Consider the following 26,350-nt stretch of genomic DNA (forward strand, 5'->3'; position numbering starts at 1 on the left):
TGACGATACTATGGCTCGTACCGGTCGACCAGCCGCGCGTCAGGTGGGCTCGGTCCAGCGCGCGATCGATGTGCTCGACGCGCTCGCCGAGGCCCGCACCGAGCTCGGCACCAACGAGATCGCTCGGCGCACCGGCATCAACGTCAGCAGCATCTCCCGGTTGCTCTCCACGCTCACCTCGGCGGGGCTGGTGCAGCACATCCCGTCCACCGGGCGCTACCGGCTCGGCATCCGAATCCTGCAGCTCGCGGGCGCGGCACGGGAAGGCCTCGACGTCCGCAGCCTGGCCCGACCGTTCCTCGAGGAGCTCACGACGATCACCGGCGAGACCTCCACACTCTCCCTCCCCGGTACCCACGACTTGCTCACGATCGACTTCGTGCCCAGCCCGCAGTCCGTGCAGAGCGTCACGCACGTCGGCCGCAACAGCGTCGCCCATGCCACCGCCGCCGGCAAGGTGTTCCTCGTATGGGGCGGCACCCTGCCGGAGGGCGACCTCACCCGCTACACCGATCGCACCACCACCGACCGCACTGTGCTGTACCAGGAGATTGACCGCGTCCGCGAGCGCGGCTGGGCCCAGGCCGTCGGCGAGCGCGAGGACGACCTCAACGCCATCGCCGTGCCGGTGCTGGACGGCACCGGCATCCTCATTGCCGTGCTCGGCCTGCAGGGCCCGGCGGGCCGGTTCACCCCCCGGGCCATGCGGGCGGCCATCGAGCCCCTCTCCGATCGGGCAGCAGTGCTCGCCTCGGCCTTCTGACGGAGATCTCCGACGGAGCTTCCCTCGGCGGTGCGTCGGATGCAGTCCTGGGTACTCGACGGTTACGCCGTTGCGGCCGTCGGCGGCGGCTCGGTCCGCAGGAACGTCGCCAGCGAGTCGTCGGGCTCGTCCCACCAGGGCGTGTGGTGCACGGGCCCGACCGTGCCGGTGCAGGGTGAGGAGAAGGAGCGGTCCCGGTAGCCGGTGATGCTCTCCTCCTTGTGGTGCTCCCAGGTGTTGAAGTGCTGGCGGACGAGATCGAGGTCGAATGCCGGGTAGTCGACATCCTTGAGCAGGTCGCGGACGTACTCGGTCTGGAAGTCGATGTCATCGGCAGGGCCGTTCAGCATCGCCTGCCGCTCCCGCCACACCGCGATGTCGGCCTCCATCTCTGCGGGAGCCGGAAGGGCGACCCGACCGAGTACGACGTCGCGGGCGTAGCGGGCCTGCGGGTCGAACATGTTGAACGTGTAGTACTGGTCCTGCATCGCCAGGTACATGAGCTTCGGGTTGGCCGTCCAGACCACGCCCTTGTAGAGGTTGGCCGGGTAGAGCACGTTGTCGGTGCGCAGGCGCAGGCTGTTCTCGATGAACGGGAACCAGTGCCGGTACCCGGTGCACAGCACGATCGAGTCCACGTCGCGGGCGCTGCCGTCGACGAAATGAGCAGTCCTGCCCTCCACGCGGTCCAGCTTCGGCACCTCCACGATGCCGTCCGGCCATGCGAAGCCCATCGGTGCGTTGCGGTAGGCGATGGTGATCGAGCGGGCCCCGTACTTCCTCGACTGCAGCGCGATGTCCTCCGCCGAGTAGCTCGAGCCCAGGACCAGCAGGTCCTTACCGGTGAACTCCTGCGCGTCGCGGAAGTCGTGGGAGTGCAGCACGCGGCCGGGGAACGTCGCGAATCCCGGGTATTCCGGCGCGTTCGGCGTGGAGAAGTGCCCTGTCGCGACGATGACGTGGTCGAACTCCTCGGTGCGCGTTGTGGAAGATCCGCGCGACTCCACCGTCACCTCGAACAGGTCGCGCCCGGCGTCGAACGAGATCCATCGCACCGCGGAGTCGAACTGGATGTGGCGGCGCACGTTGCTCTTCCGTGCGCGGCCGGTGATGTAGTCGAACAGCACCTCCCGCGGCGGGAACGACGGGATCGGCTTCCCGAAGTGCTCGTCGAAGGTGTAGTCGGCGAACTCCAGGCATTCCTTCGGCCCGTTCGACCACAGGTACCGGTACATGCTCCCGTGCACCGGGTCGCCGTACTGGTCCAGCCCGGTTCGCCAGGTGTAGTTCCACAGCCCGCCCCAGTCGCTCTGCTTCTCGAAGCAGACGACCTCGGGAACGTCAGCGCCGGCGCGGCGAGCCTCCTCGAACGCATGCAACTGGGCCAGCCCGCTCGGACCGGCGCCGATGACGGCGACGCGTGCCATGTCACTCCTCCAGGTGTTCCGTCGAAACGGTGCGGATCGCCACCGGCGCAGGTCAGGACCGGGGCCGGGTCTTGTCGGGGTCGTAGAACGGGAAGCGCACGACCTGCGCGGGAATCCGCTTGCGGTGCCCGTCGAGCTTCCCGATCTCCACTGCCGTGCCCAGCTCGGCGTGCTGCACGGCGATGCGGCACAGCGCGATGTTCTTGCGCAGCACGGGCGAGCGCGCTGCGCTGGTGACCACCCCGACCTGGGAGCGCCCGACGTGGACGCAGTCGCCGTGCTGGGCGGGCTCGTTGCCCGCCAGCTCCAGGCCGACCAGGGTGCGCTGCGGGTTGGCCTTGCGCGCGAGCAGTGCCTCCCGGCCGACGAAGTCGTCCTCCTTGGTCTTGAGGGGGACGGTGAACCCGATGCCTGCCTCGAAGGGGTCGGTCTGGTCGGAGAAGTCGTAGCCGGCGAACACCAGCCCGGCCTCGATCCGCAGGATGTCCAGCGCCTCCAGCCCGAGCGGCACCAGCCCGTGCGGCTGCCCCGCCTGCCACACCGCGTCCCACAGTGCCGTCGCGTGCTGCGGGTGCACCCACAGTTCGTAGCCGAGCTCGCCGGAGTATCCGGTGCGCGAGATCAGCAGCGGGATGCCGTTGTGGTCGCCGATCCGGCCGATCGCGAACCGGAACCAGGTCAGGTCGGTGAACGCCGGCTGCGTGGGCTGGGTCCAGATGATCGACGCGAGCAGGTCCCGGCTCGCCGGTCCCTGCACCGCGATGTTGTGCAGCTGGTCGGTGGAGTGCTTGACCCAGACGCGGTCCAGCCCCAGCCGCTGTGCCTGCTCGCGCAGCCAGATGCCGTCGTACTCGTCGCCGCCCACGAACCGGAAGTTGGTGTCCCCGAGCCGGAAGACCGTGCAGTCGTCGATCATGCCGCCGGTCTCGTTGCACATCGCGGAGTACACGACCTGGCCGTGCGAGAGCTTGCGGATGTTGCGGGTCAGGGTGGCCTGCAGCAGCGCCTCGGCGTCGGGACCCAGCACCTCGAACTTGCGCAGCGGCGACAGGTCCATCACCGCGGCGCGCTCCCGGCAGGCCCAGTACTCCTCCTGCGGCCCGTGCCCGTCAAAGCTGGTGGGCAGCCAGTACCCGCGGTACTCGGTGAACTGCCGCGTCAGCGCCGACGTCCGCGGACGGAACGCCGTCTCCTTGGTCAGGGTCGCTTCCGACTCCGGGGTCACCCGGTGCGCAATGGCCATCGAGAACTTCCGCTCCGCTTCGTATACCCGCACGTGCACGTCGGTGGGCACCCACGCATTGGACGGGTCGATGTCGTCGGGACACGCCGAGGATGCGCACACCAGGTCCTGCGTCGCCCGCAGCAGCACGTAGTCACCCGGGCGCGACCACGGTTCGTCGAAGACCAGGAGGTTGTGGTCGTCGAACATCGTGTTGTAGAAGAGGTTGAGCGCGGGCCAGCCCTTGCGAGGAGCGACCCCGAACCCCGAGAGCTCCCGGTTGAAGTTGTCGGTGCAGTTGACGTGGCCGGGGTAGCCCATGTCCTCGTAGTACTTGGCGTTGCAGGCCAAGCCGAACGAGTCGTGCCGGCCCACGGTGTCGCGCACGATCTCCGCCAGCGGCTGCGCGTCCTGGTCGAAGAACTTCCCGAACAGCCCGGGCTGCGGGTAGGCGTTGCCCATCAGGTAGCGCGTGGTGGTGGAGTCCAGTCCGCGCTCCATCCCCTCCTGCAGCTGCCGCGCGCCGAAGGCGAGGAAGTCCGAGCACTGCCGGCCCTCGACGTCGATGATCTGGATGTACTGGCCCTCCCGCACCTGGTAGCTGCAGGCGGTGGCCGCGTCGATGCGCATGTCCAGCACCGGCTCGGCTAGTGGATCGGGCAGTCGCGGCTGCACCGCCGGGCGGAGCGTCGAGCGACGCAGCTCCAGCAGCAGGTCCGAGGGCGGGTTCGGCACAGCGACGTCGACCGGCATCGGCTCGGCCGGGGCCGCCACCAGCACCACGACCTCGCGGTCGGCGGTGAACCCCTCGCGGGCACCCGCGGGTGATCGGTCGCCGAACAGCCGCGCCGCCGTGGCCCGCGACGGGTCGACTCCCCGCTGGTCCAGCACGGTGAGCACCGCGCGCGCCCCGTTCCCGTCCCCGAGCCCGGCGCGGCCGGCGAGCCCGCGCAGCACCGTCGCCGGTGCATCCATCGACGCGCCGAGGGCGCCGCCGTCGATGCCGCGCTCGTCGAGCACCGTGAGCTCGGCGGGCTGGCAGCCGTCCGGGTCGACGACCACCAGGCGGTCGCCCCCACCGAGCCGGACGGCGGTGACACCGCCCGGACGCACGCGGTAGGTCTCGAGCCCGGGCTCGCGAGGCAGCAGTCCCGGGAGCAGCAGCCGGGGGGACGGGAATGCGAGGGTCATGCCGTGGCCACCTTCCGAACGTGGGGCAGGCGCTCGGCCTCGTCCGCCTGGGCGAGCAACTTCTCGGCAAGCGCGCGTTTCCCCGCGGGATCAAGATTGGCGGTCTCGTTGTCGATCGAGCGGTCGTCGACCTTCTGGTTCCACCAACACCAGCGCAGGAACTCCGCCCGCGCCGTGGTGCCGGGTTGCAGGACGCGGCGGTTGTGTTCGGTGGCACCGTCGAGCGCACCGGCGACCGAGAACACACCGAGCCTGCTGGCGTTCGTGTCGATCAGCGCCGCCCCGACGTAGTCCTGCACGGCCGGGTAGTCGGCGACCCGCTTGCCGGCGTCGCGGTGCTCCTTGCCCGTGGTGTGCCGCTTGGCGATGTCGATCGCGCCCATCGCGATCCCGTTCCAGACCGCCGAGGAGCCGGTGAGGAACCAGGGATCGACAACCTCGTCGTTGGACTCCGCGCCGTCACCGATCGGTCCGACCAGCTTCTCCGCCGGTACGACCGCGCCGGCCACCTCGACCGCGCCCGACTGGTTGCCGTGGAGCCCGAGCGCGTCCCACAGCGAGGGCGCAGCGGTGACGTCCGCAGCGTCCACGACGAACATCGACAGGTCGTCGTAGCCGGTGAAGTCCGGGCTGGTGGTCAAGCCGTGCCCGCCGAGCAGTTCCAGGTTGCGGCGTGCGAAGCGCAGCTCGTCGTCGGAGCGCTCCGCGTTGGCCCGCATCTCCTGCTCGCACCTGCCGATGAGCGTGGCGCGGAGCGCCTTTTCGCGCGGGGTGAGCAGCCGGTCGGGGTCCCACTCGTGCCCGAGGCCCCAGAACGGCTGTCCGCCCCAGGTCGTGTCGGACCGGTCCGCGGTCACAGCTTCTTGACGAAGGTCCGCGCCTGGTAAAGCGCTAGCGCCGGGAGGCCGATGAACAGGACCGTCATGAGGATCGGCCCCGCACCGTAGGCGAAAAAGTCGCTCATGCCGTCACCGCCAGCCCGGACTGCCGCATGCGTTCGCGGCCGAAGTCGTTGAGCCTGAACTTGAACAACAGCTTCTCCTCACCGTCACTCTTGGCCGGGTCGATCGTGGTCTCGAGCTCGTCGAGCAGGCCGCTGGAGAACAGGTCGGTGAGGGTCAGCCGGACCGTTCCGTGCCAGTAGCCGCCGGACAGCCCGTACTCGCGCATAACGGCGTCGGCGACGTCGTAGTCCCACATCGCGTCGCGGGAGGCGAGCAGCTCCAGCATGTAGCCCTTCATGTGCAGTTCGGACACGACAGCCTCCTCAGCGGGCCGGGGGAATCGAGGACCCGGCGGCCGCGTGGACCCCTGGGACGGCCCGGATCACCTCGAGCACGTCGCGCCTCTCGGTGAAGAGCACGAAGCTGCCGATCACGGCGACGAATCCGCCGATGATAAACTGGATGCCGGGCGCCTCGAGGGTGAACACGTAGAGCCACACGAGGGCCAGCGGCCCGTACAGCGCGGCGATCGCCTGGCCGCGACCGACGCCGATCAGCGGGAAGGACTTGTACCAGGACACGTAGCAGAATCCGAAGGTCAGGCCGAGCAGGGCGAGCAGCAACAGGTTCGTCGGGTTGGCCAGCGTAGCCCCGACGACCTCCCACAGCCTGCTGCCGGCGAGCGCCCAGGTGAGCGGGACGGCCACGATGATCCAGAGCGCCACTTCAGCGGTGAAGCGCACGGTCAGTCCGACGTCGGGGTCGCTGACGTCCAGCGCCCGGCCGGCGATGGCCCCCTCGACGCCCCACCCGATGAACGCGAGAGCGCCGCCGAGATAGCCGAGCATGCCGCCGGTGCCGGCGCCGGTGAGCTCATCGATGATGCCCGGCGCGAAGACGATCACACCTCCGGCAACGATGACGATGATCCCAACCGCCGCCTGCCGGGTGATCCGCTCGCTGTACCAGAGCCGGGCCAGCAACGCGCCGATGATCGGGTACAGCAGCGCCGCGACCGCGGCGAACGCCGCGCCGACGTAGGCGATCGCCAGGATCGACCCGAAGATCGCCAGCATCCCGGCCAGACCGGCGGGAGCGTACCAGCGGGAGATCTTGAACTGGTAGATCGTGCGGACGTAGTCCTTGGTCTTGCCCAGCACGGCGATCCACAGGTACATCGCGAGCAGCACCGCGACGGCGTTGAGCGTTGTGATCACCATCGCGGCGAGCAGGTACTCGTCGGTCATGTCGACGAACGGCGCCTCGGCGTAGATCACCGTCCCCGGGACGTACCAGGCGCCCCACAGAACCGCGCACCAGACCGCCCAGATGAAACCCCACCGCACCTGTCGGTTGCGGTAGTCCACCCGCAACCGCTGGACCTTGTCGGAATCGAGCATGCTCACTCCTCACGGGAGATCCGGCGTACCGGCGGTCCACCGGCGCGGGAGGCCTGTAGCGGCCCTGTGGGCGCCGGCGTCGGAGGCCGTCGTCGGGCAGCACCGGCAGAGGTGCAGGACGAGGAGCGGCTCAACGTGGCACCGCGCCTCGGCGACTCTGTTGTGACCCAGATCATGCCGGGTCGCAAGCGACTTGTACAGCCGCTATGGAGATACTGTTTCACAAATTGTCCCCTCCGGACCTGCCGAGCGGGCGGCACGCCTACCACAGACGGGAAGCCTGTCGCCCCTTCGGAGACAAGGAGGCCCAACGGGCCCCTTGCTGAGCACGGCGCCCTCCGGCTCCGCGGCCGCCCCGCTCACCTGCAGGCGGCGCGAACGCCATGAGTCAGCCGGCGGCGGGGACCGCTCGCATCCGGTCCGCAGGCTGGAGCGTGAGCCCTTCGGTGCAGGAGCGGGCACCTGCGACGCCGAACGCGAGACGCGCGGCGGCGACGGTGTTGCGCAGGAGCCAGGTGTAGGTGACCGGACCGACGCCGCCGGGCACGGGCGTGATGCCGCGCGCCCGTGCGGCGACGCTCGCATAGTCAAGGTCCCCGACCAGCGCGACCGCACCGGTGTCCGGGTCGGTGACCGCGTTGATGCCGACATCGATCGCGATCACCCCGGCCTTCACGTGCTCACCCCGCAGGAGCCCCGGCACGCCGGCCGCCACGACGAGGATGTCGGCGGCCCTGGTGTGAACATGTAGCAAGCCCGCCCGATCGCTATTCGCGTCGCACGACACGACGGTGGCGCCGCGCTGCATGGCCAACATCGCTGCGGGCTTGCCGACGTTCGCCGAGCGACCGACGATCACCACGTTGCTGCACCGGTAGACCTCGCCGAGGTCGTGACCCGCCTCCTCCAGGTAGCGGTCGAGCAAGTGGAACACCGATGCCGGCGTCGAGGGTACGAACCGCGGCCGCTCCAACGCGAGCAGGCCGGCGTTCACCGGGTGTACCGACTCGATGTCCTTGAGGGGATCGAGGGCCCGGTACAGCGCCGCCTCCGACACCTGCGGTGGCAACGGCCGCAGCACGAGGATGCCCGAGACCCGGGGATCGGCGCCCAGCTTCCCGATCGCCGCCACCGCATCGGCCTCCGCGACGTCGGCGGGCAGAGCCTCGCACGTGTAGTGGCAGCCAATGTCCTCGGCGAGCCGCCGCACCCGTCGCTCGTAGGCATGTGCTGGGTAGGAATCGCCGGCGATGACCGTGGCCAGGCCGGGCCGGACCCCCACCGAGGCGAGATCGTGCACCTCCGCGGCGAGCCGGGAACGCAGGTCGGCGGCATACGCCCGCCCGTCGATCACGTCGGCCGTCATGCCGGGGCTCCCGTCGCCGCCCGAGCCGCGACGGCGACGTGGGCCTCGGCGTCGGCCGTGACGGAGGCGTTCAGCCCGCCGAGCTCGACGTTGATCCGGACCAGGTCCGCCGCCGCTCTAGTCGCCGCCTCGGCCAGGAGCACGGCGGTGTGCGCGTCGCCGGCCAGGTTCGGGTTGCCGCGCCTCGCCACGTCCGCGGCCAGCTCCGCGACGCGCGCCCCGGTCGCCGCGATCTGCAGCGGGACGGCGGCAGCCCCGCATAGTGCGCGCCGGATCTCCTCCCGCCGGTCGGGCCGGTCCGCGGGCAGCCGGTACGCCGCGAGCACGGCGCCGTAGGCGGCGGCGTCCGCGTCGGTGAGGGCGACCACGCCGGTGCGCAACTCGTCGGCCGCCGTTGCGATGTCATCGGCACCGGGCAGTCGGCCGGAGAACCGCGCAGCCATGGCCACGAGCCCCGCCGCGGCCGCCACGGTCACCGCGGCGACCGCGCCGCCGCTGGGAGCGGGCTCGCGCGCCGCCACGGCCGCGACGAACCCCTCGACGGTGTGCTCACGGAACGACGTCATGACAGGCCGATGATCTCGCCGTTCGCGTCGATGTCGATGGTGTGCGCTGCGGGGGTGGCGCCGAGGCCGGGCATGGTGCGCATGTCGCCGCAGATGGGGTAGATGAAACCGGCGCCGACCGACGCCCTGACTTCGCGTACCGGCAGCCGCCAGCCCGTGGGCGCACCCTTGAGCGAGGCGTCCGAGGAGATCGACAAGTGTGTCTTGGCGATGCAGACCGGCAGGTTCCCGAACCCGTTGCGCTCGTAGGTGGCGAGCTGTCGCGACGCCTTCAGGTCGTAGTCCACGCCGTCGGCGCCGTAGACCTCGCGGGCCACGGTCTCGATCTTCTCCCGCAGCGATGCCTCGTCCGGGTAGAGGAACCGGAAGTCCGAGGGCTCCTCCGCGGCAGCGGCGACCGCTTCAGCGAGCTCGGTGGCGCCCTTGCCGCCCTCCGCGAAGTGGGTGCATACCGCGGAGCGCGCGCCCAACTCCTCGGCGATCTGCCGGATCGCCGCGTGCTCGCTCGGGTGGTCGCCGGGGAAGGCGTTGATCGCCACCACCGGGGACACGCCGTGCAGCCGCATGTTCTCGATCTGCTTGCGCAGATTGGCCCCGCCGATGTGGACCTCTTCGGGGTTCTCCGCCAGCATCGCCTCCGGCAGCGCCTTGCCGGCCACGACCCGGTGCTTGCCCGAGTGCGCCTTGAGCGCACGCACGGTGGCCACGACGACCGCAGCGTCGGGCGTCAGACCGGACGCCCGACACTTGATGTTGAAGAAGCGCTCCGCACCCATGTCGGCGCCGAATCCGGCCTCGGTGATCAGGAAGTCGCCACCGTGGATGCCGATCAGGTCAGCCGCGACGGAGGAGTTGCCGTGCGCGATGTTGCCGAACGGCCCCGCGTGCACCAGCACCGGAGTGTTCTCGAGCGTCTGCATGAGGTTGGGCTTCAGAGCCTCCTTCATGATCACCGTCATGGCACCGGCACCGCCGATGTCCTCGGCGGTGACCGGCTCGCCGCCGTCGGTGTAGCCGACCACGATCCGGCCGAACCGCTGTCGCATCTCCTGCACGGAACGGGACAGTGCGAAGATCGCCATCACCTCCGACGCCGCGGTGATGTCGAACCCGGTCTGCCGTGGGATGCCGTCCATGTGGGAGCCCAGCCCGACGATCACGTTGCGCAGCACGCGGTCGTTGACGTCCATCACGCGGCGCCAGGTGATGTTGTGCTGATCCAGCCCGAGGGCATTGCCCTGGAAGAGATGGTTGTCCAGCACCGCGGAAAGCATGTTGTGCGCCGCGGTCACGGCGTGGAAGTCCCCGGTGAGATGCAGGTTGAGGATCTCCATCGGAATCACCTGACTGTACCCGCCACCGGCCGCGCCGCCCTTGATGCCGAACGTGGGGCCCATCGACGGTTGCCGGATCGCGACCGTCGCCGAGCGGCCGATGTGCCGCATCGCCTGGCCGAGCCCGACCGTTGTGGTCGTCTTGCCCTCGCCGAGCGGCGTGGGCGTCACGGCCGACACCACGACGTACTTGGCCTTCGGTCGGTCCGCCAGCTCCTCGATGGCCTCCAACCGGATCTTCAGCACGTCGTGCCCGTAGGGCTCCAGCAGGTGCTGGGCGATGCCCATGTCGCCGGCGACATCCTCGATGGGCTTCAGGGACGCGTCGCGGGCGATCTGCAGGTCACTCGGGAAGGGCACGGTCGCTCCTCAGTGTTGATTGCCGTCGATCTCCACGCCGAACTCGGTGCCGGCGTCGAGCAGCGCGTCGGCGAGGTACTGCCCCGACGAGCGTTCACAGTGCAGGAGGTAGCTGGGCACACCGTCGATGTCGTCGCGGACGACGTCGGTGACGAGCTTCGCCACCGACGTCCGCAGCGCTGCCCCGTCAGGCGTGGCGTCGTCGGACAGGTCGATGGCGCAGAGCTTTGCGAGCAGGGCGACGCATCGCTCACCGCGCAGCCGCACCAGTGCACGGCCGTGGGTGAGGTCCACGACGGAGGTGAACTCGTCCGGTGCGGCGACGAGCTCCTCCATCCGGGTGCGCAGCGCGTCCTGGGCGCCGGAGGCGTCGAGCACCAGCCACTCCCCCGGGCCCGACCCCACGACGAGCGCGCCCTGGTCGTCCCGGACGGCGCGACCGAACCCGGTGCCGAGCGCGGCGGCCGCGGCGCCGTCGTGCGGCGCCCGGATATGCACCTTGGCCAGGTGGCTGAGGTCGGTGAGCGTGACATCCCGCCCCGAATCCGGCTGCGCGGCGGTGGACGGCGTCAGCGCGAGAGGGCTGCGCGCCACCGGGGTGCCGGTGTCACGGAACGGCCCCACGGGGACGTCGGACCCGCTGCGCAGGCGGTTGCCCTCCGGGTCCACGTGGGCGTGGTGCGCGGTGACCCGGGCGGCGATCCGCCGTCCGTCCGGCAGCGCCACCGTGACCTCGGTACCCGAGGCGGCGTGCGCGGCGTCGATCTGGGCCAGGCACACCGACCGGCGCAGGGTCGGTGACATCCGGCTGGAGGTGATCCGGCCGAGGATCCGGCTGCGCCCGGTGGTGCTGCTGTCCCCGACGATCTGGCTCGCCTCCGGCGGCACGACGGTCCCGTCGACCGGCTGCAGCCCGACCAGCCGGGGTCCCCCGCCGGTCTCGTGCTGCCAGACCAGCTCGGGCTTGCCGACGAAGTCGTCCTTGTCCAGCTTCACCGCCCAATCCAGCCCCGCGCTATAGGCCTTGGTCAGCCCGTCGGTGTCCTGGCCGACGATGAAGTGGCCCTTCTCCAGGCGCAGGATCCGCTGCGCCTCCATCCCGAACGGGGTCACCCCGAGGTCGCGGCCATGCTCGAGCAGGGCCTCCCACACGTGCAGCCCGTACGCGGCGGGCACGTGCAGCTCGTAGGACAGCTCCCCGGTGAACCCGATCCGCCACAGCACGCAGCCGTCCACGCCGGCCAGTCGACCGGTGCGCACGTGCATGTAGCCGAAGGCCTCGTCGGACAGGTCCACGTCCTCGACCAGCCGCCCGACGAGTTCCCGTGAGCGCGGACCTGCGACGTTGATGCTGGCATAGGCCGTGGTGAGCGGCGTGACGTGTACCTTCCAGTCGGGGCGCTCGGTCTGCAGCCAGCTCTCCACCCACTCCCACACCGCGCCGGCACCCGACGAGGTGGTGGACATCAGATAGTGGTCGTCGGCGAGCCTGCCGGTGACCCCGTCGTCGAGCACGACGCCGTCCTCGGCGCACATGACGCCGTACCGGACGCGCCCGACCTCGAGCTTGGACCACTTGTTGACGTACAGCAGGTTGAGCAGCTCCGGCACGTCCGGGCCGCGCAGGTCCAGCTTGCCGATCGGCGTCACGTCGATGATGCCGACGCCCTCCCGGACGGCCCGCACCTCCGCGGCCGGGTCGCCGTAGTGGTCGGGGCGGATCCACTGGCCGGCCACGAGCGGCCGGGCCCCCAGCTCCTTGTGCGACGCCTGCATCGGGGAGTGCCGCACCGGCTCGAAGCTCCGCCCGGCCAGCGCGCCGAGCGTCACCGGGACGTGCATGGGCCGCCACGTGGTCGTCCCGGTCTCCGCGATCGTCGACCCGGTGGCCTCGGCCAGCACCGCCACCGCGTTGACCGTCTCCAGCTTGCCCTGAGCGGGCCCCATCGTGACCGTCGTGTAGCGTTTGACCAGCTCGACGGAGTCGTAGCCCTCCCGGGCGGCGACGTGGATGTCCTTCGAGGAGACATCCTCGGAGAAGTCCACCATGCCGTGCGTGCGCCCCCGGAACAGCTCGGGATGGTCGTCCAGCGGCAGCGGCGGGATCGGAACGGGCTGCTGCTCGACATCGCCGGGGGCATCCGCGCGGGACCGGGTCCGGGTGGGAATGCTCGCCAGCCTCGTCCGGCGCCGGGCCAGTGCTCGCCGGGCCGCCTCCGCGCCGACCGCGTCGGCGTGTGTCCGGATCTCGTCCAGGCTGCCGTCGCCGGCGATGCCACCGGCCACCACTACCTCGTCGGGCAGCCCGGCACCGGGAACGAACCGCGCGGCCCGCGGCACGTACACGGGACGGTCACCCGCCTGGTTGATCAGGGCGGTCGGCGCCGTCCAGCCCGTTGCGGTGACGAGCAGGTCGGCCTCGATTCTCCGACCGTCAGCGAGTTCCACCGCGCGCACCCCGGAGCGTCCGTGCACACGCACGATCCCGTCGCCACGACGAGCGTCGGCGACGTGTGCCACGTCCACCCCGACTCGCCGCAGGTCCTCGACGGCCGCGTCGCCGTCGGCGTTCGCGGTGAGCACGACCGCTCGCTCGCCCGGCCGGACGGCATACATGTTGATCAGTCGCCGGACGGCCGTGGAGAGCATGACGCCGGGTACGTCGTTGCCGGCGAAGACGTAGGGCCGCTCGATCAACCCCGGCGCGACGACGAGGGCCCCGGCTCTGGCCTTGACCAGCCGCTCTGCCGGGTGCCCACCCGCCACGCCGGGCAGTCCCCGCTCGACGACGGCGACCCAGTTCTCGTCGTAGCGGGCCAACACGGCCGAGTCCACGAGCACCTCGATCCCGGGCGCCGCGGCCACCGCCTCGCGCAGCTCGGCGAGGACCGAAAGCTCCACCGCGCCGCCCCAGCGCAGGTGCCCGCCCAGCTCGTGCCCCTCCTCCACGAGCATCACCCTGGCCCCGGACCGCGCGGCCGCCAGCGCGGCGGTCATCCCGGCCGGGCCACCGCCTGCCACCAGGACGTCGGGGTGGGCGTAGCGCTTGTCGGCGTGCACGTGGGGGGTATCTGGCGAGATCGTGCCGGCGTGCGCGAAGCGGGCCAGCACCTTCTCGTAGGTCGGCCACAGCCGCTCGGGCTTGATGAAGGTCTTGTAGTAGAAGCCGGGGGCGAGAAAGCGCCCGACCACCTGGTTGACGGCCTTCACATCGAACTTCAAAGAGGGCCAGGTGTTCTGCGAGGAGACCTGCATGCCCTCACCGACCCAGCGGTGCGCCGCCCGCACGTTCGGCTCGTCGTCCACCTGCAGAATGCAGCCCGGATCGTGATAGTCGGCGGTGAGCAGGCCCCGCGGGCGGTGATACTTGAAGCTGCGGGAGAACACCCGCTCGCCGGCCGCCGCCAGCGCCGACACGATCGAGTCCCCCGGGTGCGCGACCACGGTGCGACCGTTCCAGGAGAAGGTCAGCGTGCGGCTGCGGTCGATCACCTCACCGGGCTGCCGCTCCAGACGGCAGATCGCCCGGACAGCGGCGGGTCGGGTCTGCTGGGTGGTCATCGCGCCCCTCCGGCGTCAGGCGCTCCGCTGTCGCTGCGCGCGGTGCCGATGCCCGCTCCGCTGTCGTTCCGCGGGGGGCCAGGTCGGATCTCGTTGCTCTCGGTCTCCCGCTCGACGCGGAAGAAGCGGCGGCAGCCGGCGCTGTGGTACCAGCTCTCGTCCACCCAGCCGCGGGGGTTGCGGCGCAGGTAGAGATAGGCGCGCCACTCCTGCGGTGTGGCCGTCGCCGGGTCGGGCCGAGGGTTTGCCTCCCCGGAGTACCGGAACTCGGCGACGTTGCGGGGCCCGCACCACGGGCACGGCAGCTGAATCATCGGACGGGTCCTCTCGTCGAGCGTCCAGGCGGGCTGACGGGTCGTCGGGCGGGGCGCGGTCCCTCAGTGACCGACCGCCGCCGCACCCTTCTCCCCCACCAGCTCGCCCGCGGAGAAGCGGTCGAGTCCGAACGCCGAGATGATCTCGGGCGTGGAGCGCGTGGCGACGGCCTCGGCCATCGCCTCGCCGGACACCGGTCCGGCCTTGAAGCCGTAGGTACCCCACCCCACGTCGAGGTAGAAGCCCTCCACCGGGGTGGTGCCCATGATCGGTGAATAGTCCGGGGTCATGTCGCACAGGCCGGCCCACTGTCGCAGCAGGCGCATCTTCGACAGCGCCGGCATGAGCTCCAGGACGTGCGTCGCCAGCCCCTCGACGAAGTCGAGCGACCCGCGCATCGAGTACGACGTGAAGGGATCCACGCTGGCGCCGAACACGAGCTCCCCGCGATCGGTCTGGCTGACGTAGACGTGCAGCGTCCCGGACACGACCACCGCGTGCAGGAACGGCTTCACCGGCTCGGTCACCGCCGCCTGCAGCGGAAAGGTCTGCACCGGCGTCCGCACGCCCGCCATGTCAGAGATGATCGACGACCAGCCGGCGGTGCAGTTGACGACGACCGGCGCGGAGATCGGCCCCCGGTTCGTCTGCACGCCGGTGACCCGACCCCGGGTCACGTCGATCCCCGTGACCTCGGTCTTCTGGTGCAGCTGCACACCTCGCGCGTCGGCCGCGCGGGCGTAGCCCCACACCACCGCGTCGTGGCGGATGATCCCGCCCGGCGGGTGGTACAGGGCGCCCAGGATCGGATAGCGGGTGTCGGCCGCGGTGTTCAGGTGGGGCACGAGTTCCGAGATCTGGCCTGGGTCGATGACCTCGGAGTCGATGGCCTGGAGCTTGTTCACCTCCGCCCGCCAGCGCATGGTGCGCAGCGAGGCGTCGTTGTGCGCCAGCGTGAGGTGGCCGCGCCGGGAGAACATGACGTTGAAGTTCAGGTCCGCGGCCAGGTGCTGATAGAGCGTGAGCGACCGGTCGTAGAACCGCACACCCTCCGGCGTGAGGTAGTTCGACCGCAGGATCGCGGTGTTGCGGCCCGACCCGCCGCCACCGAGGTAGCCCTTGTCGAGCACCGCGACGTTGCGGATCCCGTGGTTCTCGGCGAGGTAGTACGCGGTGGCGAGGCCGTGCACCCCACCGCCAATGATCACCACGTCGTAGCTGCCGCGGAGATCATGGTTCCGCCACGCTCGGGGCCACTCCGAGGAGAACAGGCCGTGCCTGAGCAAACTGAATGCGGAGTATCTCGACGACTTCTTCTCGCGGCGTCCGTCGAACGAGCCGTCCCGACCATTTCCATTGATCACGCCGCACGCCTCCCGATCGGTGGCCACGATGGGGACGCAGTGGCGTCCGCCCGTGTCAGTGACGCAGACCATACCCACCAAGAGTGGACCTTGTCCACCCTGAATCAACAGCGCGACGAGTCCTGTCAACCCCGCGAGCAGAGCGACTTCACCGCTAAGAACTGGATGGGGAGCGAGACCAGCTCACCGGGCCCGTGCGCGACCTCACCGACGAACTGGAGCGCGTCGCCCGCCTCCAGCAGGAAGCGGGAGCTGCCGTAGCAGTACTCCATCTTCCCGCTGATCATCAAGATCAGCTCCGTTCCGGCGTGCTGGTACAGCGGGAACGCGTCGGCGCGCTCGGTGAGCGTCACGAGCATCGGCTCCAGGCTGTCGTGCGGGGCACGCATCGTCCCCAACGTCTGGTAGCGCTGCCCGTGCTCGGAGTGGCGGTGCTGGATGTCCAACCCCCCACCGGCCTTGACGAAGATGACGTCCTGCTCCTCGGGCAAACCCCGGAAGAATGCCGTGACCGGCACGGCGAGCGCCTCGGACAGTCGCGCGAGGGTGGCCAGGCTCGGCGACGTCTGCGCGTTCTCGATCTTCGAAAGCATGCTCTTGGACAGCCCACAGAGTTCGGCGAGCCTGCCGACCGTCCACCCGTGCCGGAGCCGGAACTCGCGCACCCGCTCGGCGATCACTGCGGCGAGTGACTCCTCGAGACCGCCTGCCGACGGCTCGCCCGGCACCGGCCACACCGCTGCGCTCGACTGCTCGATGTCCACGTTCCGCTCCAGCCCGAATGGCGGGACGCCGCCCGCCGGGATGCGCGGGGCTTCCCCGCCACCGTCACGGTAGTGGACGCCTGCAGGTCCGACCGGCCACGGCTCCAAAGTGACCATTGTCCCGTTGCACGAAACGCGGTTTACTGCGTGTGGACGGTATGACCCCCGGGCAGCAGCGGCGCTCGTCGAGGAGGGGCACCATGGAATCGGATCTCCAGCAGTTCCTGGCACAGGACGGACGAAACGACGAGATCGCGCGGGTGCGCGGCAAGATCGACGAAAGCGGAGTCCAGTACATCTACTTCCAGTTCGCGTCGGTCACCGGGCGCATCATGGGCAAGGGCGCGCCCGCGAAGCACTGGGAGCGGTTCGCCAACAAGGGTTTCCAGCTCGTGTACGGCTCGACGGCGAACCTCTTCATCGACCGGCACGGCGACTACATCGGGTACGGGGCCGAGTCACGGGAGCTCGTCGGGCTGCCGGACGTCGAGACGTTCTGCGTGCTTCCGTGGGATCCGAAGACCGCCAGGGTCTATTGCACCCTGTTCCGGTGCGAGGAGGAGGAGGTCGACGGGGGTGCCTTCCTCACCTCCGACTGTCGCGGGAACCTCAAGCGGATCCACCGGGAGTTCGAGCAGGAGACCGGGCTGGAGATGCGGGTCGGCACCGAGCCCGAGATGATGTGGCTCAAGCTCAACCCGGACGGCACCCCCTCGGTCGAGGGCAAGACGAAGCCCTACTGCTACCACATCGACCAGTTCTCCGAGTTGCAGCCGGTCATCCACCGGGTGGTGGAGTACAGCACCGCCATGGGGCTGGACATGATCCAGGGCGACCACGAGGACGCCCCGGGTCAGCTCGAGCTGAACTGGCAGTTCGATCGGGCCGAGCTCACGGCGGACCGGCTCACCACCTACCGACAGATCTGCCGCCAGGTCGGCCGCGAGTTCAACCTGTTCCCGTGCTTCATGCCCAAGCCGTTCATGGGTGTCTCGGCCAACGGCTGCCACCACAACATCTCGCTGTGGCAGGGGCAGGAGAACGCGTTCCTGCCGGAGGGTGACAACCCGCGAATGCCCAGCAAACTGGGCCTGGCCGCTATCGGCGGGGTGCTCGAACACCTCGATGCCCTCACCTGCCTCACCGCGCCGACGGTGAACTCCTACCGCCGGCTGTGGGACACCGGCTTCTGGGCGCCGGTGTATGCCGACTGGGGCTACCAGAACCGCACCACCGCGCTGCGGGTCAGCTCTCCGGACCGCTTCGAGTACCGCTCCGTCGACTCCGCAGTCAACCCCTACCTGTCCATGGCCGGGCTGATCAAGGCCATGGCCGACGGGATCCGGCGCAACCTCGACCCCGGCCCACCCGAGGAGCGCAACATCTACGAGGCCATGGCGGGCGGCAAGGAGACCCGCAAGATCCCCATGACCCTCGGCGAGGCGCTGGCCGCCCTCGACGCCGACGAGATCGTCCAGAGCGCGCTACCCGGGGAGATGTACAAGGTCTTCCGGCACTACAAGCGCGACGAGTGGGAGCGCTTCTGCGCCACCGTCACCGACTGGGACGTCAAGGAGTACCTGGACATCCTGCCGTAGCGGCACCGGACGCCACAGCGCACCCGATCCATGGGGAAGGAGCACCACCGATGTGCGGTATCGCCGGCATCATCTACAAAGGACAGACAGGTGACGTGGGTCGCGACATGACCCGCATGCTGCACGCAATGCGGCACCGCGGGCCGGACTCCACGGGCTACGCGCTCTACGGCGAGGCGAGCGACCTGCTGGTCATGCGGTTCACCCTCGCCGACCCGACCGACCACCGCGACTTCGACTTCAGCGAGCGACTGGAGCGCAACCGCCGCGAGGTCGAGTCCCGGCTGGCGAAGCTCGGGGCCACGATCGACCGCGTGCAGGGCGAGTCGGACTACGCCTACCGCGCGACGTTCCGCTACGCGGGCGAGCTCAAGCCGCTCGCCGACTTCGTCGAGGACGTCCCCGGCGCCGAGGTCCTCTCGCTCGGCCACTCGCTGGAGATCGTCAAGGACCTCGGGGACGCCCAGGTCGTCGGCGAGCAGTACCGGCTCGACACCTTCCGCGGCACGCACGCGATCGGGCACGTCAGAATGGCCACCGAGTCCGACGTGGACATCGCCGGCGCGCACCCGTACTGGGCCTACCCGTTCTCCGACGTCGCGGTGGTGCACAACGGTCAGCTCACCAACTACCACCAGTGGAAGCGGCGGCTGGAACGGCTCGGCCACCGGTTCCAGTCCGAGTGCGACTCGGAGATCATCGCGGTCTACATCGCGCAGCGGATGTCCGACGGGCTCTCGCTGGAAACGGCGATGAAGCAGAGCCTCGATGAGCTCGACGGCGTCTTCACCTATCTCGTCGTCACCGAGAACCAGCTCGGCGTGGCCAAGGACGAGATGGCCGCGAAGCCGCTCGTGCTCTACGAGGCCGACGACATGGTGGCGCTGGCCTCCGAGGAGGTGGCCATCCGCGCGGTGGTGAACCGCGAGATCGACACCTACGACCCCTACGAGCGCGAAGTGCTGGTGTGGAGCCGATGACCGACACGACCGTTCCCCCGGTGGAGCAGAGCCGCCGCGTCGACCACCGCGGACTCGCCGAGCCCGACGCGAAGCCTCCGAACATCGCCACCGTCTCCGGCCGGAGCGCGGAGTTCGACGCCGCCGAGCTGACGACCCGGCAGATCAACCTCGAACTGCGCAGGCTGCTCCACGCCGAGGGCGTCACCGAGGTGACGATCCAGAATCCCGGGGCGAAGCACTCGATCGCGGTCGGGCTGCTCACGCGGTGCCGGATCCGGATCAACGGCAGCCTCGGCTACTTCGGCTGCGGGCTCGTCGACGGCGCGGAGATCCACATCACCGGCCGCGTCGGGTGGTCGGTCGCCGAGAACATGATGTCCGGGGTCATCGTGATCGACAAGAACGCCGGCTCGCTCACTGGAGCGGCACTGCGCGGCGGCGATCTCGTGGTACGCGGTCACGTCGGCGCCCGTACGGGCATCGACCAGAAGGGCGGCACCATCATCGTCGGTGGCGACACCGGCTCGATGACCGGCTTCATGATGCAGCGCGGGCGGCAGATCATCTGCGGGGACGCCGGTCCCGGCCTCGGCGACTCGATGTACGACGGGCAGATCTACGTCGGCGGCAAGGTCGCGTCGCTGGGGGTCGACTGCGTCGAGGCGGTGCTGACCCCTGCCGACGACGAGCTCATCGATCGCAAGTTCGGCATCTACGGCATGCAGCGGCCGGACCGGTTCCGCAAGTTCGTCTGCGGCAAGAAGCTCTGGAACTACGACAACCTGGAGCCGAACGAGCGCAAGCTCGTCCTCTAGTGCCCGTCCCCCGCTGACGCCTCTGACGCCCGGGTACGGGCGACCACAGCCAGGAGTCCAGATGACAACGCCCATCGGCAAGCACCGAACCCTCGGGCACAGCAAGATTTTCACCCCCGAGGTCATCGACGACATCCACACGAAGTCCGAGCTCGGCCGCTACCGCATGCGTGGCTTCTCGATGTTCAAGCCGATCCCGCACTGGGACGAGTTGATGTTCATGCCGGGCACGCTGACGCGGTTCGTCATCGAGGGCTACCGCGAGAAGTGCGAGACGAAGACGGTGCTCGGCGCGCGGTTCGCCAAGAACCCCCTCGTGCTCGACATCCCGGTCTACATCACCGGCATGAGCTTCGGGGCGCTGTCGCTGGAGGCGAAGATGGCGCTGGCCAAGGGCGCCTCCATGGCCGGCACGGCGACTTGCTCCGGCGAGGGCGGCATGATCCCGCCGGAGCGCGACCTGTCCACCAAGTGGTACTACCAGGTCATCCAGAGCCGGTACGGCTTCAACCCGCACCACCTCATGCTCGCCGACGCGATCGAGTTCTTCATCGGCCAGGGCTGCAAGGTCGGCCTCGGCGGGCACCTGATGGGCCAGAAGGTCACCGAGCAGGTGGCCGAGATGCGCTCGCTGCCGGCGGGCATCGACCAGCGCAGCCCGGCCAGGCACCCGGACTGGCTCGGACCGGACGATCTCTCGCTGAAGATCCAGGAGATCCGTGAAGCCACCGACTATCAGGTGCCCATCCAGCTCAAACTCGGGGCGGCGCGGGTCTACGACGACGTGCGGATGGCGGCCAAGTGCGGCCCGGACATCATCTACCTCGACGGCGCGGAGGGCGGCACGGGTGCCGGCCCACACATCGCCACGGAGGAGACCGGAATCCCGCTGATGGCCGCGATCCCCGAGGCTCGCCGCGCGCTGGAGGACGTGGGGCTGGCCGACGAGATCGACCTCGTGGTGGCGGGCGGGATCCGCAACGGCGGCGACATCGCCAAGTGCATCGCGCTCGGCGCCAAGGCGGTGGCCATCGGCCACTCCGCCCTGATGGCGCTCAACTGCAACAAGGAGATCCCCGGGGTCACCGACTACGAGGGCACGATCGGGGTGCCGGCGGGCAAGTGCTACCACTGCCACACCGGCCGCTGTCCGGTCGGCGTCACAACCCAGGACCCGGAGCTGCGAAAGCGGCTGGTCGTCGACGAGGCCGCCGAGCGCGTCTACAACTTCCTGCACACGCTCACCCTCGAGGTACAGATGCTCGCGCGGGCCTGCGGCAAGACCAACATCCACAGCCTCGAGCCGGAGGACCTGTGCGCCCTCACCACGGAGGCCGCGGCGATGGCCAAGGTCCCGCTCGCGGGCACCACGTACATCCCCGGGGTCACCGAGGAGCGGACCTTGGCCGAGATCAAGCACCTGATGGAGAAGCACGTGGCCAACGACGGCGCCCGGGGAGTGCTCGATGTCTGATCCGGTGATGATCCCGTTCGACCCCTCGGCCCGGCGGCTGACCACCCGCAAGGGCATCGACACCGAGGAGCTGACCGGCCGAACCTTCCCGTACCAGTTCGACCGCGCGCTCGTCGACGACGTCGACCTCATGGCGGCGACACCGGGCGAGGACCTCAACTGGCTCGAGGACATCCACATGATGGAGGAGGACGGGATGAACGCGGTCTTCGACCGCTACACCAACGCCTTCCTGAAGATCTATTTCGATGTTCCTGCTGGGCGCGAGGACGAGTACGCCCGGAAGGTGCTGATCATGCACCTGCAGGAGGGCAACTCGTACGGCATCTGGCTCAAGCACAAGCACGCCAAGTACCCGCAGCCCGAACTCGGCCCCTGGCTGAGCGATTCGGCGACAGTCGGGGAGAACTACACAGCGCCGGAGCTGGAGGGCTGGGAGAAGTCCCTGCACTGACCCACGATCGGAGGCCGGTCATGACCGAGATTCGTCCCGCAGTACCTCCCGATCGGATCGGTCCGGTCACCCGGGCGGAGGATCCCGGCCTCCGACGGACCATCAGCTGGACCGGCGCGTTCTGGATCGCAAGTGGCGTGCCTGCCCTCGTGCTCTTCTCGGTCGGGTCGATCGCCGCGACGATCGGCACGCCGTCCGTGCTGGTGTGGACCCTGTCGGTCACGTTCGGGCTGATTCAGAGCTTCACCTACGCCGAGATCGCCGGGCTGTACCCGAACAAGTCGGGTGGGGCGTCGATCTACGGGGCCATGGCTTGGGCCCCCTATTCGAGGCTCGTGGCCCCGATCTCGGTGTGGTGCAACTGGTTGGCCTGGTCCCCCGTCCTCGCGATCGGGGCCGGACTCGGAGCCGGGTATCTGCTGACGGCGCTCTTCCCGGCCGACGCTGCGATCAACACGTGGTCGGTCGGTCTCGTCGACCTCAGCGCGCTCAAGGACGGGCTGGAACTGCGGTTCAACGCGCAGTTCCTCATCGCCGCCTGCTTCCTGCTGCTGGTGTTCGCCGTGCAGCACCACGGCGTGCTCAGGGCGGCCAGGGTGCAGCTGGTGATCGGGCTCGCGGTCCTGGTGCCGTTGCTCGTCGTCGGCGTCGTGCCGCTGCTGACCGGCGACGTCGCCCGCGCCAACTTCCTCCCGTTCGTCCCGTTGAGCGGGGCCTGGAACGTTGAGGGCTGGACGCTGCTCGCCGGTGGACTGTTCCTCGCGGCCTGGTCGGCCTACGCCTTCGAAACCTCGATCTGCTACACACGCGAGTTCAAGGATCCGGCCCGCGACACGGTCAAGGCGATCTTCGCGGCCGGCCTGGTGTGCCTGGCCGTCTACACGCTCGTGCCGTTCTCGTTCCAGGGCGCGCTCGGCGTCGACCGGCTCACGACCGACCCGATCGTCGACGGCACCGGTGTCGCAGCGGCGATGGTCGACATGGTCGGCGGCGGCGCAGTGATCGGCAACCTGCTGGTCGTGATGCTGATCCTGGCCCTCCTCCTGTCGATCATGACGACGATGGCAGGGTCGTCGCGCACGCTCTACCAGGGCTCGGTGGACGGGTGGCTGCCCCGCTACCTCGGCCGGGCGAACCGACACGGCGCCCCGGCCAGGGCCATGTGGACCGATCTCGGTTTCAACCTCGTGCTGCTGCTGATGAGCGACTACGTCTTCGTGCTCGCCTCGTCCACGGTCTGCTACATGATCTTCAACTTCCTCAACCTCAATGCGGGCTGGCTGCACCGCATGGACAACGCGCACATCCCCCGGCCCTGGCGGGCGCCCACGGTCCTGATCGGGGCCGGCGCGGTACTGGCGTTCGTCAACGCGCTGCTGCTCGGCTGGGGCGCGAACGTCTGGGGGCAAGGGGCTTTGCTCTCGGGCGTGATCGCCGCCGCGCTGATCCTCCCGATCTTCGCCTACCGCCACTTCGTGCAGGACAAGGGACGATTCCCCCAGTCGATGTACGAGACCGGGGCGGATGGGAGTGTCGTCGCGCCGACGAAGCGGGCCGGTGCGCTGCCCTACGTCGTACTCGGAGGCGGCGTCCTGATGGTCGTGATCGGCCAGCTCCTCGCCGCCGGATGACCGAGCTCCGGGCCATGCCGACGCCGACGAAGGCACCGCTGCGGATTGTGCTCGTCGACGACCACGAGATGGTGCTGCACGGGCTCAAGGCGATGCTCGCCCCGTTCCGCGGCCGCGTCGACGTCGTCGGGGAGTCGATCGGCGCGGAGAACGCGGTTCGTGTGGTGGACGGGGTGCGCCCCGACATCGTCCTGTGCGACGTGCGGATGCGCGGGGCCAGCGGGTTGGACCTGTGCCGGACCCTGCTGCAGTCCGACCCCGGGCGCAAGGTCGTGCTGCTCAGCGTCTACGACGACGAGCAGTACCTGTTCCAGGCCCTCCGGGCCGGCGCCTCGGGGTACCTGCTCAAGCAGATCAACGGCGAGGACCTCGTCCGGCAGCTGGAACTGGCGCGAGACGGGGTCACAGTGATCGACACGGCACTCGCGGGACGGGCGGTGGACACCGCGGCCCGGCTGCACAGCGACGAGTTCTGGCCCGGCGCCCGCCAGGGGCTGACCCAGCGGGAGAGCGAGGTTCTCTCGCTGATGGTCGCCGGGTTGTCCAACCGACGGATCGCGGCTCGGCTGGTGGTGAGCGACGAGACCGTCAAGAGCCATCTGCGGTCGGTGTACCGCAAGCTCGGCGTGAACGACAGAGCGGGCGCCGTCGCCACCGCCCTGCGGGAGGGGATCTGCCGGTGAACCCGTCCACCGGCTCGCTCCGTGACCCGGCCGCGTCGGGCCCCGGGCTCGGCCTGGTCAGCCTCGAACAGGAGAACGCGCTGTTGCTCGGCATCATCGACGCCGCCTCGACCGGCCCGGCGATCGAGCCGCTCGCTGCGGCGGTTGCCGGGCTGATCACCCAGGCCACGGCGACGGACGTCTGCTTCGTGCACGTGCTCGACGACGGCGGCGGATCGCTCACCCTGGCAGGCGCCACCCCTCCCTTCGACGTGCAGGCCGGACGGATCCGGTTGCCGCTGGGTTCGGGGGTCACCGGATGGGTGGCGAGCCACTGCGAGCCGGCCGTCATCATCGAGCGGAAGGAGGACGACGCCCGCTACGTCCCGATCCCGGCGCTACGCGGCACGGAGTTCACGTCGATGGCGTCGGTGCCGATGGCCTGCGATCCCGCCGGGCTGGTCGGCGTGCTCAACGTCCACACCGTACGTCGCCGGGAATTCACTGAACGTGACATTCGGTTGCTCATGGTGATCGGTCGCCTCGTGGCCGGTGCGTTGCACAAGGCACGGATGCACCGCAGGCTCGCCGCCCGCGAGCGGGCGCACGAGCGGTTCGCCGAGCAGGTCATCGCCGCGCAGGAGACGGAGCGGCGCCGGCTGGCGGGCGACATCCACGACGGCATCTCGCAGCGGCTCGTCACATTGTCCTACTACCTCGACGCGGTCGGCCACTCGCTGGTCGACGACCCGGTCTGCGCCGCCGAGCAGCTCGGATGTGCCCGCGACCTGGTGGACCTGACGCTCGAAGAGGCGCGGGCCGCCATCGGTGGTCTACGGCCACCGGTGCTCGACGACCTCGGCCTCGCCGGTGGCCTCGCCAGCCTCGCCCGCTCCATCCCGGGCATCGAGGTGCACCTGGCCGTGGCCGACCAGCGGTTGCCGGAGCACCTGGAGATCGCGCTGTACCGCGTCGCTCAGGAGGGCCTGCAGAACGCGCTCAAACACGCCTCCGCCAGCACCATCGAGTTGGCGTTCGCGGTGCGCGGCGGGCTGGCAGAGCTCAGGTTGACCGACGACGGGGTCGGTTTCGACACCGCCTCGGACAGCAGCGGCTACGGCCTGCAGAGCATGGCGGAGCGCATCGATCTGGTCGGCGGAACCCTGACGGTGGTGTCCCGGACGGGTTCGGGCACGTCCGTGACGGCCACCGCGCCGATGTCGCCGGCAACCACCGGATGACGGCCGTACGCGAGGAGGAGGCAACAGTGCCTGCAACGATCATCGACGGCCGGGCGGCAGCGGCGGAACTGCGCGCACGCATCGCCCACGACGTCACCGAGCTGCCTGAACCACCCGGGCTGGCCACCCTGCTGGTTGGGGACGATTCCGCCTCCGCCGTCTACGTCGCGAACAAGCGAAGGCAGTGCGTGCAGGCCGGCATGCGCGACCTGCACCACCACCTCCCCGCCGACATCGCCGAGCACGAGCTCGCCGCACTGATCGACGCACTCAGCGCCGATCCCGACGTCACCGGCATCCTGCTCCAGCTCCCCCTCCCCGCCCACCTCGACACCGCCGCCCTGCTCGCCCGCATCCACCCCGACAAGGACGTCGACGGACTCACCGAGGCCAGCGCAGGCCGCTTGGCCCTCGGCACCCCAGGACTGCGGCCGTGCACCCCGGCCGGGATCACCGTCCTGCTCGACCGCGCCGGCGTGCACCTCGACGGCGCCGAGGCAGTGGTCGTCGGGCGCTCCAACCTGGTCGGCAAGCCGATGGCGCAACTCCTTCTCCAACGCAACGCCACCGTCACCGTCTGCCACTCCCGCACCCACGACCTCGCCGCCGTCTGCCGCCGCGCGGACGTCCTGATCGCCGCCGCCGGAGTACCGACGATGATCGGGCCTGACGCTGTCAAACCCGGAGCCACCGTCATCGACGTCGGCATCCACCGCACCGAGACGGGCCTGCGCGGAGACGTCGACACCGACGCCGTGCTCGGCATCGCCGCCGCCATCACCCCGGTACCCGGCGGCGTCGGCCCGATGACGATCGCCATGCTGCTGCGCAACACAGTGACCGCGGCCCGCCTCACCCAGCGCGCACGGGCAGCCTTCTGACGTGTTCCGGACCCGACTCACCACCCTGCTCGGCGATCCGGCACCCGATCGTCCT

The 26,350-nt window shown here is 69.8% G+C and carries 22 protein-coding genes; 10 read left to right on the forward strand and 12 right to left on the reverse strand.

Annotated features, from left to right (window positions below; all coding sequences use genetic code 11):
• The first annotated feature begins 43 nt into the window (after positions 1–43).
• Complete coding sequence (locus KME75_RS08480) at positions 44–763, forward strand: IclR family transcriptional regulator (protein WP_219413991.1); 720 nt, start codon at positions 44–46, stop codon at positions 761–763.
• A gap of 62 nt (positions 764–825) precedes the next feature.
• On the opposite strand, the gene KME75_RS08485 is transcribed toward KME75_RS08480, so the two are convergent.
• From KME75_RS08485 to KME75_RS08540, 12 genes are all read right to left on the reverse strand, one after another.
• The gene (locus tag KME75_RS08485; protein ID WP_219413992.1) at positions 826–2,190 is read right to left on the reverse strand and encodes a trimethylamine monooxygenase; all 1,365 of its coding nucleotides are present in this window, start codon (positions 2,188–2,190) and stop codon (positions 826–828) included.
• 52 nt (positions 2,191–2,242) lie between these two features.
• The gene (locus tag KME75_RS08490; protein ID WP_219413993.1) at positions 2,243–4,603 is read right to left on the reverse strand and encodes a trimethylamine N-oxide demethylase; all 2,361 of its coding nucleotides are present in this window, start codon (positions 4,601–4,603) and stop codon (positions 2,243–2,245) included.
• Positions 4,600–5,460, reverse strand: a complete 861-nt coding sequence (locus KME75_RS08495) for an acyl-CoA dehydrogenase family protein (RefSeq protein ID WP_219413994.1) — start codon at positions 5,458–5,460, stop codon at positions 4,600–4,602. Before KME75_RS08495 ends, KME75_RS08490 begins: the two co-directional genes overlap by 4 nt.
• Positions 5,461–5,563: 103 nt before the next feature.
• Entirely contained in the window at positions 5,564–5,860 is a 297-nt protein-coding gene (locus tag KME75_RS08500; protein ID WP_219413995.1) for a hypothetical protein, read from the reverse strand.
• 10 nt (positions 5,861–5,870) lie between these two features.
• A complete protein-coding gene (locus KME75_RS08505; protein WP_219413997.1) occupies positions 5,871–6,947 on the reverse strand; it encodes a DMT family transporter in 1,077 nt (358 codons plus the stop codon).
• A gap of 388 nt (positions 6,948–7,335) precedes the next feature.
• On the reverse strand, positions 7,336–8,313 hold the full coding sequence (locus KME75_RS08510; RefSeq protein WP_219413998.1) for a bifunctional 5,10-methylenetetrahydrofolate dehydrogenase/5,10-methenyltetrahydrofolate cyclohydrolase: 978 nt from the start codon (positions 8,311–8,313) through the stop codon (positions 7,336–7,338).
• Positions 8,310–8,879 (reverse strand): cyclodeaminase/cyclohydrolase family protein, encoded by a 570-nt coding sequence (locus KME75_RS08515; RefSeq protein ID WP_219414000.1) that lies wholly within the window; start codon positions 8,877–8,879, stop codon positions 8,310–8,312. The genes KME75_RS08510 and KME75_RS08515 overlap by 4 nt, the downstream gene beginning before the upstream one ends.
• Positions 8,876–10,573: a formate--tetrahydrofolate ligase gene (locus tag KME75_RS08520; protein ID WP_219414001.1), complete on the reverse strand. Its 1,698-nt coding sequence runs from the start codon at positions 10,571–10,573 to the stop codon at positions 8,876–8,878. The genes KME75_RS08515 and KME75_RS08520 overlap by 4 nt, the downstream gene beginning before the upstream one ends.
• Before the next feature lie 9 nt (positions 10,574–10,582).
• Positions 10,583–14,134 carry a 2Fe-2S iron-sulfur cluster-binding protein gene (locus KME75_RS08525; protein WP_219414002.1) on the reverse strand — a complete coding sequence of 1,184 codons (3,552 nt, stop codon included), beginning with the start codon at positions 14,132–14,134 and terminating at the stop codon, positions 10,583–10,585.
• Positions 14,131–14,448, reverse strand: a complete 318-nt coding sequence (locus KME75_RS08530; RefSeq protein ID WP_219414003.1) for a sarcosine oxidase subunit delta — start codon at positions 14,446–14,448, stop codon at positions 14,131–14,133. The genes KME75_RS08525 and KME75_RS08530 overlap by 4 nt, the downstream gene beginning before the upstream one ends.
• Positions 14,449–14,511: 63 nt before the next feature.
• Positions 14,512–15,840, reverse strand: coding sequence for an FAD-dependent oxidoreductase (locus KME75_RS08535; protein WP_308282649.1), 1,329 nt, complete (start codon positions 15,838–15,840; stop codon positions 14,512–14,514).
• Positions 15,841–15,938: 98 nt separating this feature from the next.
• A complete protein-coding gene (locus KME75_RS08540) occupies positions 15,939–16,577 on the reverse strand; it encodes a helix-turn-helix domain-containing protein (protein ID WP_219414005.1) in 639 nt (212 codons plus the stop codon).
• Positions 16,578–16,777: 200 nt separating this feature from the next.
• Here KME75_RS08540 and KME75_RS08545 point away from each other — a divergent pair, with 200 nt between their 5' ends.
• The 9 genes from KME75_RS08545 to folD all read left to right on the forward strand — a co-directional run bounded on the left by KME75_RS08545 (position 16,778) and on the right by folD (position 26,295).
• Positions 16,778–18,175 carry a glutamine synthetase family protein gene (locus tag KME75_RS08545; protein WP_219414006.1) on the forward strand — a complete coding sequence of 466 codons (1,398 nt, stop codon included), beginning with the start codon at positions 16,778–16,780 and terminating at the stop codon, positions 18,173–18,175.
• Positions 18,176–18,282: 107 nt separating this feature from the next.
• Positions 18,283–19,155 carry a class II glutamine amidotransferase gene (locus KME75_RS08550; RefSeq protein WP_219414008.1) on the forward strand — a complete coding sequence of 291 codons (873 nt, stop codon included), beginning with the start codon at positions 18,283–18,285 and terminating at the stop codon, positions 19,153–19,155.
• Positions 19,152–19,952, forward strand: a complete 801-nt coding sequence (locus tag KME75_RS08555; protein WP_219414009.1) for a GltB/FmdC/FwdC-like GXGXG domain-containing protein — start codon at positions 19,152–19,154, stop codon at positions 19,950–19,952. Before KME75_RS08550 ends, KME75_RS08555 begins: the two co-directional genes overlap by 4 nt.
• A gap of 61 nt (positions 19,953–20,013) precedes the next feature.
• Positions 20,014–21,426 (forward strand): FMN-binding glutamate synthase family protein, encoded by a 1,413-nt coding sequence (locus tag KME75_RS08560; RefSeq protein ID WP_219414010.1) that lies wholly within the window; start codon positions 20,014–20,016, stop codon positions 21,424–21,426.
• Complete coding sequence (locus tag KME75_RS08565) at positions 21,419–21,880, forward strand: hypothetical protein (RefSeq protein ID WP_219414012.1); 462 nt, start codon at positions 21,419–21,421, stop codon at positions 21,878–21,880. The genes KME75_RS08560 and KME75_RS08565 overlap by 8 nt, the downstream gene beginning before the upstream one ends.
• Before the next feature lie 20 nt (positions 21,881–21,900).
• Entirely contained in the window at positions 21,901–23,511 is a 1,611-nt protein-coding gene (locus tag KME75_RS08570; RefSeq protein ID WP_246631730.1) for a trimethylamine N-oxide permease, read from the forward strand.
• On the forward strand, positions 23,508–24,194 hold the full coding sequence (locus tag KME75_RS08575; protein ID WP_246631731.1) for a response regulator: 687 nt from the start codon (positions 23,508–23,510) through the stop codon (positions 24,192–24,194). The genes KME75_RS08570 and KME75_RS08575 overlap by 4 nt, the downstream gene beginning before the upstream one ends.
• Positions 24,191–25,414 (forward strand): GAF domain-containing sensor histidine kinase, encoded by a 1,224-nt coding sequence (locus KME75_RS08580; RefSeq protein WP_219414015.1) that lies wholly within the window; start codon positions 24,191–24,193, stop codon positions 25,412–25,414. The genes KME75_RS08575 and KME75_RS08580 overlap by 4 nt, the downstream gene beginning before the upstream one ends.
• Positions 25,415–25,440: 26 nt before the next feature.
• A complete protein-coding gene (gene folD, locus KME75_RS08585; RefSeq protein ID WP_219414016.1) occupies positions 25,441–26,295 on the forward strand; it encodes a bifunctional methylenetetrahydrofolate dehydrogenase/methenyltetrahydrofolate cyclohydrolase FolD in 855 nt (284 codons plus the stop codon).
• The last annotated feature ends 55 nt before the right edge of the window (positions 26,296–26,350 follow it).

Source organism: Pseudonocardia nigra, assembly GCF_019396355.1.
In the GTDB taxonomy this organism is placed as follows: Bacteria; Actinomycetota; Actinomycetes; order Mycobacteriales; family Pseudonocardiaceae; genus Pseudonocardia; species Pseudonocardia nigra.